Here is an 11,563-nt window from a genome sequence, read left to right on the forward strand (position 1 = left end):
CCTCGTACCGTCGTGCGGGTCACTGAACAACGCCGATCCCCCTGTCCCTCGCGCCGTGTTCCACCAGTTCCTCGACGAGGTCGAGGACGGGCGCCGGATTCGTCAGGAGGTACATGTGTCCTCCCGACACCAGCTGTCGTGAGAAGCGCCGGGTCGTCAGCGACGCCCAGCCGGCCATGTCCCCGGGGGCCAGCAGCGGGTCCTGGTCGGCCGCCAGGCAGTACAGGTCGACGGGCAGCGCCCGGGGGACCAGGGCGGGGAACTCGCGGGCCATCCACGCCAGGTCCGCGGCCAGGAGCCGCGAGTGGAGCGCGTCGGCTGCACTCGTCAGGGCGTCCTGGACGGCCGCGGGGTCCTCCGCGGACCGGTCGTCGAGCGACGGCGGGGGCAGTCGGCCGATGCTGTCCGTGTACGGCGGCGGGGCCTGGGCCGACAGCACCACGCGCGCGCGGCGCCGGTACACCGCCCACATCGCGTCGGCGACCGCCCACGCCACCGTCGCGCCCATGCTGTGGCCGACGAGGACGATCTCGTCGTAGGGCATCTCGCAGACGCCCCGGGCGATCCGCACGGCGAGATCACCCAGGTCGTCGGTGAGCGGTTCCGCGGTGCGGTCCTCGCGGCCCTTGAGCTGGACCAGGACGACGTCCATGTGCGGGGAGAGCCGTTCCGCCCAGCCTCGGTACGCCGACATGCCGCCGCCTGCGTGGTGGAAGCAGACGGCCGCCTGCCGGTGACCGGGCCCGTGCCGCCGGAGCAACCGCTGCGTGTCGGGAGTGACCTGCGCCATCAGACAGCGGCCCGGGTACGGGGCTGCTCGTGGCCCTCCACCTCGACCCGGCGCAGGCCGGCGCGGTACTGCGCGGCGAGTTCCCGGTACTCGGCGGCCGTCTCGTCCAGCACGGACACGTCACTGTCGCTCAGCGTCATCAGGACGGAGGGCGGCGTGCCCGCGATGAGGCTCCGGGGCGGGTAGACGGGCCCGGCGCTGAGCACCGCTCCCGCCGAGACCCGGCAGCTCTCCCCGACGGAGACGCCGTTCAGCAGCACGGCACCGATACCGACGACCGTTCCGGAGCCGACCGAACAGCCGTGCAGCACCGCGCTGTGGGCGACGGTGACGTTCCGTCCGACGTCCAGCGGAGCACCCGGGTCCGAGTGCAGCATCGCGTGGTCCTGGATGTTCGATCCCCGGCCGATCCGCACCGCACCCTTGTCCCCGCGCACGGTGACGCCGGGCCAGAGGCTGACGCCCTCCTCGATCTCGACGTCCCCGATCACCACCACGTTCTCGAACGCGTAGACGCTCGGGTGCACGCGCGGCACGATGCCCTGGAAGCTGTAGGTCCGCACAGCTCAGGCTCCCTTCGAAAGCAGCGACGACAGCCGGCCCAGACTCGCCAGCACCTCGTCCTTGGACAGTCCGAAATCCACGAGGCACGCGACCTCGTCCACGCCCATGTCGCGGAAACCTTCCAGCGTCTGCCGGGCCTGCTTCACATCGCCGATGAGGGAGCTGGAGGAGACGTACCGCTGGAACACCATCTCCAGGAACTCGTCCCGGTCCGCGTCGAGGTTCTGCAGGGTCCGCGACTTGTCCTGGGCCTCCGCCTGCCCTGACGTCGCGTGCTGGGTGACGAAGGAACCCAGATAGTCGATCATGGGCTCCCGGACGCGTTCCACGGCCTCGTACGTGTCGACGCCGACGTAGGTGTGCAGCATCAGGGAGACGACACCGGCCTCGGGGTCGAGACCGGCCCGGGTCCGTGCCTCGCGGTAGACGCCGATGCGGTGCTGGAGGTCGGCGGGCCCGAAGTTGATGAGCGCCGTCAGGACGTTGAGGCCCTGCTCTCCCGCGAAGCGCCACGAGTCGACGCTCTTCGACGAGGTGAGCCAGAGGGGGAGGTCCGGCTGCACGGGCCGGGGGAAGGTCAGGATGTCGTGGCGCTCCCCGGCGGGGTCGGTGCGCTCGACGGCGATCCCGCGCCAGAGCTTGCGCAGCTCCTCCCGGGACTCGTTGAGCACCTGTCCCCTGGTCTCGTACGCCTCGGGGTTGAGGACGAAGTCCCGTGAGTGCCAGCCGGGTGCCACCGCCAGGTCCACGCGCCCGCCCGACAGGTTGTCGACGAGTGCCCATTCCTCCGCGACGCGCAGCGTGTCGTGCAGCGGAAGGTTCACGCTTCCCGAGCGGATGCGGACGTTCTCGGTGATCATGGCGAGAGCCGCGCCCAGGAGCGCCGGATTGGGATAGGCGCCACCGACCTCGGTGAAGTGCCGCTCCGGTGTCCAGATCGCGCTGTATCCGGCGCGGTCGACGAACCGGGAGACCTCGAGCAGCAGGTCGTAGGGGTCGCTGTCCCCGCTCAGTCCGGAGAAGAAGATGACACCCAGGCCGGGGAGGTCCGACTCGGTCGGCGGGGGGAGGTCGGCGGGAGCGGGAGCGGCGTCCGCGGTCCCGGACCTCAGCTTCGCCTTCAGTCGCGCCAGTTGGGCGGCGTCCAGGAGGGGATTGTCAGACACGCGCGGGCTCCTCGGTCAGCAGGGCCCTGATCACGTCGGTGGTCGACGAGACCGAGCTGTTCTCGTAGAAGTCACGGACGGAGAAGTCCAGTTCGAAGGTCTCTCGCAGCTTGTTGATCAGCTGGATGGCCATGAGGGAGTTCCCGCCGAGTTCGAAGAATCCCCGGTCGTCGGCCGCGGCGGCGTCGCCGAGGAAGCCTGCGAAGATCTGCTCGACGACGCGCCGGATCTCCGCGGTCGGCTCGTCGAGGTCGAGCGAGTCGTCGGCCGGGGTGCCCGTCGTCCCGTCACCGTCGTGGGAACCGGTGGCGACGGACTCGGCGGTGCGCGAGGCCCCGGGGCGGGCCGGAGCCGCCGGCTCGGCGGCGTGGTCGTCGGCCGCGAATCCGAGCGTGGGCTCCACCCAGTGGACGTGCCGCTCGAACGCGTACGTCGGCAGGGACGTCATCCGTGGGGCGGTCGCGTACTTCTCGAGGGGAACTCCGCAGTCGGTGGCCCAACCGAGCGCGACGGCGTCCGCGAACGACTCGTCCTCGTGCTCCCGCTCCCCCAGCGCCTGGGCCAGCTGGAGGGCCGGGGCGGCGTCGGGGCCGAAGCCTGCCCGTACCAGGTTGCTCATCGACCGGCCCGGGCCGATCTCGATGAACCTGCTCACGCCGGACTCCCGCAGGGTGCGCACGGATTCGGCGAAGTCGACCGTGCGCAGCAGGTGGTCGGCCCAGTAGTGGGGGCTGCGGGCCTCGTATTCCGTGAGAAGCCGCCCGGTGATGTTCGACACCAGCGGAATGGCCGGGGCCCGGAGGTCGCGGGGCTTGAGGAACTCCAGGAAGTCGGCCGCGGCCTGCCGCATCAGCGGCGAGTGGAAGGCGTGGGACGTCGCCAGCCGCTGGTGGTGGGCTCCGGCCTCGGCGGCCCGCGCGGCGGCGGTGTCGATCGCCTCGTGGGTGCCCGACAGGACGTACTGCTGAACGGAGTTGGTCGCCGCCACGACGAGCGAGGTGTCGTCGAGCAGGTCCGCGAACGGCTCCAGGCGGTCGACGGCGAGCATGGCCCCGGTCTCGCAGCGTCCCATCAGCCGTGCCCGCGTCGCGACCAGCTCGGCCGCCGACTCCAGGTCGAACACGCCCGCGACGGTCGCGGCGACGATCTCGCCGAGGCTGTGCCCGAAGACGTACCGCGGCTGGACGCCGGAGTCGATGAGGGCGGTCGCCAGCGCGTGTTCCACGGCGAACAGGAGTGGCTGCGCCACCGACGTGTCGATGCCGTCGAGCTCGGAGTCGGGACGGAGGTATGTGGTCACGTCGAAGTCGGTGTGCTCGTTCACCGCGGCGGTCGCCTCGTCGAGCCGGCGCGCGAAGTGCTCGTCGTTCGCGGCGAGCACGGCTCCCATCGCCTGCCGCTGCGTCCCCTGCCCCGCGAAGACGAACGCGATCTCGTCCGGTTCTGCTTCCGCTCCCCGGTGGTACCGGCCGGCCTTCAGGCGGGCGACCGCCTCCGTCCGGTCGATCGCGGCCAGCGACGCCCGGTGGGGATGCCTCGTCCGGCCCTCGCACAGCGTGTACGCGTACTCGGCGAGCGAACCGTCCGGGTGCGTGGCGAGGTGCTGTGCCAGTGCGGCCGCCTGGCCCTTGAGGGCTTCCTCCGAGCGTGCCGAGAAGGTGAGGATGCTCGGGCCGTCGGCGGGCGCCGCGGGCTCCGCGGGCGCCTGCTCGAAGCTCTTGAGGACGACGTGACCGTTGGTGCCGCCCATGCCGAAGGCGCTGACACCGGCCCAGGTCTCGGTGTCGCCGTCGAGCGGCTGCCCCTCGGTGGTCACGAAGTAGCGTGAACCGTCCAGTTCCAGCCCCGGATTGATCTCTCCGACGTTGATCGTCGGCGGCACGTACCGGTGCTTCAGGACCAGCGCCGCCTTGATCAGGCCGATGATGCCGGCGGCGATGTTGAGGTGCCCGAAGTTGCCCTTGAGCGAACCGATGCCGCACGGGGTGCCGTCGAGGCCGTACGCCTGCTTGATGGCTTCGATCTCGATCGGGTCGCCCAGTGCCGTGCCCGTGCCGTGCGCCTCGATGTAGGAGATGTCCGTCTGCTTGGCGCCGGAGACCTGGAGGGCGTCGCTGAGCACCCCGACCTGGCCGGAGACGCTCGGCGCGGTGAAACTGACCTTCTGCGCACCGTCGTTGTTGACCGCCGAGCCGGCGATCACCGCGTGCACCTCGTCCCCGTCGGCGATCGCGTCGCGCAGCCGCTTCAGCAGCACGAGCCCGAGTCCGTTGGTGAAGAGCGTGCCGTTCGCGCCGGAGTCGAACGGGCGGCACACGCCGTCCGGCGACAGCACGCCTCCGACCTGGTGCCGGTACCCGGACTCCTGTGGCACACGGACGTGGGCCGCTCCGGCGATGGCGGCGTCGCATTCGTTCAGCAACAGGCTCTGCACGGCCGAGTGGACGGCCACGAGACCGGTCGAGCAGGCCGTCTGCACGTTCACGCTGGGCCCGCGCAGATTGAGCTTGTAGGAGATCCTGGTGGCGAGGAAGTCCTTGTCGTTGCCGTGCCGGACGACCATCTCACCGAGCGACTCGACCAGGTCACGACGGCGCAGCGCACCGAAGAGGTAGGTGCTCATCGCGGAGCCGGCGAACACGCCGATCCGCTGCTCGGTGCGCTGCGGGTCGATGTTGGCCCGCTCCAGCAGGGACACGGACGATTCGAGCATGAGGCGCTGCTGGACATCGAGGACGTCCGCTTCGCGCGGGGAGTATCCGAAGTACGCGGAGTCGAACTCGGCGACGCCTTCCAGGACTCCGGCCCGCTTGACGTAGTCCGGACGCGACCGCTGCTCGGCCGGCACCCCGGCGGACGCGACCTCCGGGTCCGCGAGGTCTCTGACGGCACTCTCGCCGTTCACCAGCTTCTGCCAGAACTCCTCGACGTTCGCGGCCTGGGGCACACGGCATTCCATCGAGACGATCGCGATCAGCTCGTCGTCGCTTTCCATGGTCATCCTTGGGTAGTGCGGGTGGGGGGCGTGCGGGAGGCCGGCCAAGGTGACGGCAGGTCCGGCCGGGTCTCAGCGCAGGCGGGCGCGCCGGGCCGACAGGACCCGGCTCCGCGTGGCGCGTGCGGTGGCGGCCGGACGGCCGGGCACATGGCCGTGCGGCTCCTTGGAGAGCGAATCGAGGAATCGGTGCTGCGCGTTGAACGAGGCGTGCTCGAAGAGACGGACCAGCGGGAAGCGCACACCGAACTCGCTCTGGATCTCCGAGTGGAGCACGACGATCGTCACCGAGGTTCCGCCGATGTCGAAGAAGTTCGCCTCACGGTCGGCCAGGGACGTGGCCCCGCCTCCGGCCACGGAGAGCCAGATGCGCTCCAGTCGCTCCGCGGCCGACCGGCCCCGCGCGCCGGGCCTGTCGGTGTCCGCGCGCCGGTTCTGGACGTGCTCGCGGGCGATCTCGGACAGTGCCTTGCGGTCGGTCTTCCCGTTGGGGAGTTTCGGCAGCTCGGGGAGGTACAGGAAGGCCGAGGGCAGCATGGCGCTCATCAGCCGCTCACTCAGGTGGTCGCGCAGTGCCCGTTCCGCCGTGGCGTCTCCTTCGACGACCGCCACGATGGTCTTGGTGAACCGGTCCTCCGGCGCGCAGACGAAGGCGTCCCGGACGCTCGGATGTGCTTGGACGGCGGACCGCACCTCCTGCAGCTCGATCCGAACGCCGGCGATCTTGACCTGGTCGTCGGCCCTGCCGAGGATCTCCAGGATGCCGTCCGCGCCGTACCGGCCCAGGTCTCCGGTCGGGTAGGCGAGGACCCGTTCACCGTCGAGGTGGAGCTCGACGAACGGGGAGACGATCCGGCCGTCGACCAGATAGCCGTGGGAGGGGTGGTCCGCCGCGATGTGGATCTCGCCCGTGACTCCGTCGGCGCACGGTGTCCCGTCCTCGTCCAGGACATGGCTGCGCGACCCGGGGAGGTTGTGTCCCACCGGCTGTATCCCGGCGGCCGGGGGGCGTGGCACCCGGTGGAAGTGCTGGGCGAGTGTCGTCTCGGTCGGGCCGTAGAGATTCACCACCTGGCAGTGCGGAAAGAGGTCCTGCCACCTGTTCACCAGGGCGCCGTCGAGGGGCTCGCCGGCGAAGAAGGACAGGCGGACGCTCGGTATCGGCTCGCTCTGCGCCGGGCCCGACAGCCACACCTTGCCCAGCGAGGGGACCAGGTGGAACGCGGTGATCTCCGCGCTGCGCAGAAAGTCCAGCAGCCCGGTGGCGTCCAGGTGCCGACCGTCCGGGATGCACAGCGTGGCTCCGGAGATCAGCGGCGTCAGGGCGTCCCGGAACCAGACGTCGAAGGAGAGGTTGGTCAGATGGGCGAAACGATCCTGCGGGCCGATGCCGAAGGCGCCGGACTGCCACTCCAGGAACCGGGACAGGCCCAGGTGGCTGCCGACGATCGCCTTGGGCTTCCCGGTGGACCCGGAGGTGAAGGCGATGTAGGCGTAGTCGTCATGGTGGAGCACCCCGGCCGGGCCGCTTCCCGGGGCGGGCTCGGAGCCGGGCCGCAGCTCGATCCGGTGGCCGTCGGCGCAGTCGACGGTGGCTCGCGCGTGACCGGAGTCCAGCATGGTCTCGCGGCGCACATCGGGAAGCGCGTCATCGACGAGCATGACGATCGCGCCGGCCTTCCACACTCCGAACACCGCCGTGATCACCGACGCGCTGCGTCGGCCGAGCACGCCGACGACATCGCCGGCCCCGATGCCCCGCGCCCGCAGGTCGTCCGCCATCGTTTCGGCGCGTGAGGACAGTTCGGAGAATCGCATCGACTCCGAAGCACTGCGGATCGCGGTCGTGTCGGCGAACTTCTCACAGGCCTGCTGTAACAGGGTGTCGGCCTTCAGCACGGATGACTCTCCATCATCTGGTGAGTTCCTTCACCGAGTTGCCCGGACATGCGAGCGGTCTCGGGTGAGGATTTCGTCTGCGCCTCCGCAAAGCGAAGGCGAGAACACGGAAAGGGAAACACAGCGGAAACAACCCGGCGGTGCGATACCTGTGCCGCAGAGCTCCGCGACTCCGGCCGAGATGCTTCCAGCGAAAACGGAGCACCGTCAAGCGGCAATAATGTGCCGCCCCGATATAGAAGCCGCCCTCGTTTTACTTCCGCCCTCGAATTCATCGGCCATGGAGCACACCAAGCCGGACGGCCGGTTTTGAAGACCCCGTGCAGCGTGCATCAACCGGCAGAAATTTGCCGGTTGTTCGGCCTCTGCGGAGCTCACCCGCCCACCGAAGGAACCGTGAGGTGGCCGTGCCTGAGATCACCTTGCGCCACTCCGGTGGTCCGGTAGCATGCACGGGAGTCGCGACGCTCTTATATCGCGGGCCGCCAACGGAGTTCGGCCTCTGACATGCAAAACAGAGAGGTAATTCCAGCCGGTGCACCACCCCACGAGGCTCCCCGACTTACTCCGCGCCTGGCGGGCTGCCGCAGGAAAGAAATTGCAGCGCGGCAAGCCGCTCCCGCAGAAGGAAGTGGCCCAGCGCATGGAGGTGAGCGAGCGCTGGTATCGCAATCTGGAAAGCAATGCCGGTGCTCCCCTCACCCCCGAAGCGCTGATACGCCTTTCCACCGCGCTCGCACTCGGTCCGGACGAACGCCTGGCCCTGTACAGACACGTACACGCGAACACCAAGCTGGGTGAACCGGAGCCGGACGGGCCTGAAGAGGCCCGCAGTGCACTCACCCACTTGCTGGCGACGCACGAGCGATACCCGGCCTACATCGTGGACCACGCGTGGAACATGCTCGACTGCACGGACCCCATGGCGGACTGGTTTCCCTGGGTCCGTGAACCGGAGGCCAATCTCCTGCGCTGGGCCCTCACCGCGCCGGAGGCCCGCGAGCAGCTCACCGACTGGCCCCGGCATGCCGCTCTCTATCTCGCGCAGCTGCGATTCGCCCTGGTGAGCAGCCGCGACAACAGGCAGCTCGGCGCGCTGCTCGACGAGGTGCTCGCCGACCCCGAATGCCGGAGACTCTGGGACGAGGAGACCAAGGTCGTCGCCTATCGCCAGGGACACCGTTTCCGCCTTCGGCTGCCGCATGTCTCGGCGTGGGAAATCACCGTCACATCCCAGGTGCTGTTGCCCGCTCACCGGCAGGAACTCCGCTACGTCCTGCTGCTGCCCGAGTCCGACCCGGCACCACTGCCGAACCGGGGCGAGCGCGACCCCGCGCAGTGTCGCAGTTGAGGACGCCGGCCGGCCCGTACGTCGACCACGCGCGCACAGAGCACGCAGAGAACATCAGGAGGACACCATCGTGAGCCGACAGTCGGGACCTACATCGGCGGCAGGTGGGACACCGCCCTCCGGTGCGATGGACGGCCGGGCACTCGCCGCGGCATCCGTCACCGTGGTGCTGTGGGCATCGTCGTTCATCTCGATCCGCAGTTCCGCCGCGCATTTCGACCCGGGCCCCCTCGCGTTCGGCAGACTGGCGGTGGCCTCGGTCGTTCTTGGCGCCTTTCTGCTGATCAGGCGTGAGGGGCTCCCGCCCCGCCAGGCGTGGCTCGGCATCGCCGCTTCGGGAGTGCTGTGGTTCGGCGCCTACATGGTCGCGTTGAACTGGGGCGAGCGGGAGGTGGACGCGGGCACGGCCGCCATGGTCGTCAATGTCGGTCCGATCCTCATGGCGCTCCTGGGCGGCTGGCTGCTCAAGGAGGGTTTCCCGCCCCGGTTGATGGCGGGCGTGGCGGTGTCGTTCGCCGGCGCCGTGATCGTCGGTGTGGCCACGTCCAGCGGGGAGGACACGTCCGTCCTCGGTGTGCTGCTGTGCCTGCTCGCGGCGGTGGTGTACGCGGTGGGCGTCGTCCTGCAGAAGCCCACCTTGAAGCATGCGACTCCCTTGCAGGTCACGACATTCGGTGCGCTCGTGGGAGCGCTGGCCTGCCTGCCGTTCGCCGGCCGGTTCGCCGCGCAGGTGAGCCGGGCTCCTGAGTCCGCGTCATTGCAGGTGGTGTACCTCGGTGTCTTCCCGACGGCTCTCGCGTTCAGCACCTGGGCCTACGCGATATCGCGTACCACGGCCGGGAAGATGGGCGCCACGACCTATGCGGTGCCGGTACTCGTCGTCTTCATGTCGTGGCTGTTCCTCGGCGAGGTGCCCAACTGGCTCTCGCTCGTGGGTGGTCTGCTGTGTCTGTCCGGGGTCGCGGTGTCGCGGATGAGGGGGAGGACGCGGGACCGGTCCCCGCGAGCGGTGCTGAAGGCCCGACCTTCCGAAGAGCCGGAGGCCGCGCAGAAGTCCACTCTCTGAGGAGCCAAGGTGTGGCCCGTGAGGGCGATGTGGCAAGGCTGCCGCATCGCCCTCACGGCGTTTCACCAGGAGCTTAGCCTGTCCCGCTGCCGGTGCGGCGGCGGAGGAGGCGGCCCGGGTGCCGGATCAGCGCGACGACCAGCACCACCGCGGCGACCAGCAGGGAGAGCAGAACGGTCTGGCGTCCGTCGTGTTCGCCGTCGGTCAGCATGTAGCCGAGGACGAAGACGATCAGTGCGGCCGTCGCCCAGGTCAGATACGGGTACAGCCACATCTTCACGACGAGCCTCTCCGGCGCCTCCCGCTGGAGGATCTTCCGCATGCGCAGCTGCGAGAAGCAGATCACCAGCCATACGAACAGGGCCACCGCGCCACTGGAGTTGACCAGGAACAGGAAGACGGTGTCCGGGAACCTGTAGTTGAAGAAGACGGCGACGAACCCGAATGCCACGGAGGCGATGATCGCGGTGCGCGGGACTCCGCGATCGGTGACGCGGGCGAAAGCCCTGGGCGCGTCCCCACGCTCTCCCAGGGAGAAGGCCATGCGGGAGGCTGTGTACACGCCCGAGTTGAGACACGACAGCACCGACGCCAGCACGATGACGTTCATGATCTGGCCGGCGTGCGGAAGAGCGAGGCTGTCGAGCGCGGCCACATACGATCCCTTGTCCGCGACCGCCGCGCTGTCCCACGGCACCAGGCAGACGACGACGAAGATCGAGCCGAGGTAGAAGACGGCGATGCGCCAGATGATGCTGTTGGTCGACTTGGTCACCGCTCGCCTCGGGTCCTCCGACTCAGCCGCCGCCAGTGTCGCGATCTCACTGCCCATGAAGGAGAAGACGACGAGGGTCACACCAGTCAGGATGGCGCCGGGCCCGTTGGGCAGGAAGCCCCCGTGTCCGGTGAGGTTGCCGATCCCCGCTTGGTGGCTGTCGACGCCCGGCAGCAGGTGGAAGACCGCGAGGGCTCCGATGACGACGAACGCCCCGATGGCGACCACCTTGATGCCCGCGAACCAGAATTCGAACTCGCCGTAGGAGCTCACCGAGGCGAGGTTCGTGGCGGTCAGCACCACCATCACGACGAGGGACCACGCCCACTGGGGCACGGCGGGTATCCAGCCCTCCAGGATCACGGCTCCAGCGGTCGCCTCGATGGCGAGGACGACGACCCAGAAGAACCAGTAGAGCCAGCCGATGGTGAATCCGGCCCAGGGCCCGAGGGCGCGGTCGGCATGGGCCGAGAAGGACCCGGAGGCGGGGTTGGCCGCGGACATCTCGCCGAGCATGCGCAGCACACAGACGACGAGCACGCCCACCAGGGCGTACGAGAGGAGGATGCCGGGCCCTGTGATCGCGATGCTGGTGCTGGAGCCGACGAAGAGGCCGGCGCCGATGACCCCGCCGATGGCGATCATCGACAGATGGCGGTTCTTCAGCCCCGCCTGCAGTCCCTGAGCGGTTGGTTCGTGCGGGGGCGCACCGGGCGGAGCGGCGACCTTGTCGGGTGAAGCGGTCATGGAACTTCCTCGGATGCGTGGATGCGGTGCGAGGGCGACCGCCCGGCAGGTCGACGGTGACCGCCGGGCGGACCGGCCGACCCGACCCGCGCGGTCGTCGCGCCGGTGGGCCGGTCCGTCGCCTTCCTTGCGTGGGGGCTTCGTCAGGCGGGGAGGGTCCGCGGCTTGAACGTGGGGCGCTTCGCCTCGTACGCGGAGATGTCCGCCTCG

At 69.5% G+C, this 11,563-nt stretch carries 8 protein-coding genes; 2 read left to right on the forward strand and 6 right to left on the reverse strand.

The window, feature by feature from the left end; all coding sequences use genetic code 11:
• Positions 1–19: 19 nt before the first annotated feature.
• From IE153_RS38740 to IE153_RS38760, 5 genes are all read right to left on the reverse strand, one after another.
• On the reverse strand, positions 20–790 hold the full coding sequence (locus IE153_RS38740; protein WP_268251964.1) for a thioesterase II family protein: 771 nt from the start codon (positions 788–790) through the stop codon (positions 20–22).
• A complete protein-coding gene (locus tag IE153_RS38745; RefSeq protein ID WP_189594368.1) occupies positions 790–1,353 on the reverse strand; it encodes a gamma carbonic anhydrase family protein in 564 nt (187 codons plus the stop codon). Before IE153_RS38745 ends, IE153_RS38740 begins: the two co-directional genes overlap by 1 nt.
• A gap of 3 nt (positions 1,354–1,356) precedes the next feature.
• On the reverse strand, positions 1,357–2,520 hold the full coding sequence (locus tag IE153_RS38750; protein WP_189594369.1) for a MupA/Atu3671 family FMN-dependent luciferase-like monooxygenase: 1,164 nt from the start codon (positions 2,518–2,520) through the stop codon (positions 1,357–1,359).
• Positions 2,513–5,515, reverse strand: coding sequence for a type I polyketide synthase (locus tag IE153_RS38755; protein ID WP_189594370.1), 3,003 nt, complete (start codon positions 5,513–5,515; stop codon positions 2,513–2,515). Before IE153_RS38755 ends, IE153_RS38750 begins: the two co-directional genes overlap by 8 nt.
• Before the next feature lie 72 nt (positions 5,516–5,587).
• The gene (locus IE153_RS38760; RefSeq protein ID WP_189594371.1) at positions 5,588–7,414 is read right to left on the reverse strand and encodes a non-ribosomal peptide synthetase; all 1,827 of its coding nucleotides are present in this window, start codon (positions 7,412–7,414) and stop codon (positions 5,588–5,590) included.
• Between the two features lie 598 nt (positions 7,415–8,012).
• On the opposite strand from IE153_RS38760, the gene IE153_RS38765 reads away from it, so the two are divergent.
• Entirely contained in the window at positions 8,013–8,765 is a 753-nt protein-coding gene (locus tag IE153_RS38765; protein ID WP_229829383.1) for an MmyB family transcriptional regulator, read from the forward strand.
• 127 nt (positions 8,766–8,892) lie between these two features.
• Positions 8,893–9,831 carry a DMT family transporter gene (locus IE153_RS38770; protein WP_189594379.1) on the forward strand — a complete coding sequence of 313 codons (939 nt, stop codon included), beginning with the start codon at positions 8,893–8,895 and terminating at the stop codon, positions 9,829–9,831.
• A gap of 73 nt (positions 9,832–9,904) precedes the next feature.
• Here IE153_RS38770 and IE153_RS38775 read toward each other — a convergent pair whose 3' ends face one another.
• Entirely contained in the window at positions 9,905–11,353 is a 1,449-nt protein-coding gene (locus IE153_RS38775) for an amino acid permease (protein ID WP_189594373.1), read from the reverse strand.
• Between the last annotated feature and the right edge of the window lie 210 nt (positions 11,354–11,563).

Source organism: Streptomyces massasporeus (assembly GCF_014648995.1).
Taxonomy (GTDB): Bacteria; Actinomycetota; Actinomycetes; order Streptomycetales; family Streptomycetaceae; genus Streptomyces; species Streptomyces massasporeus.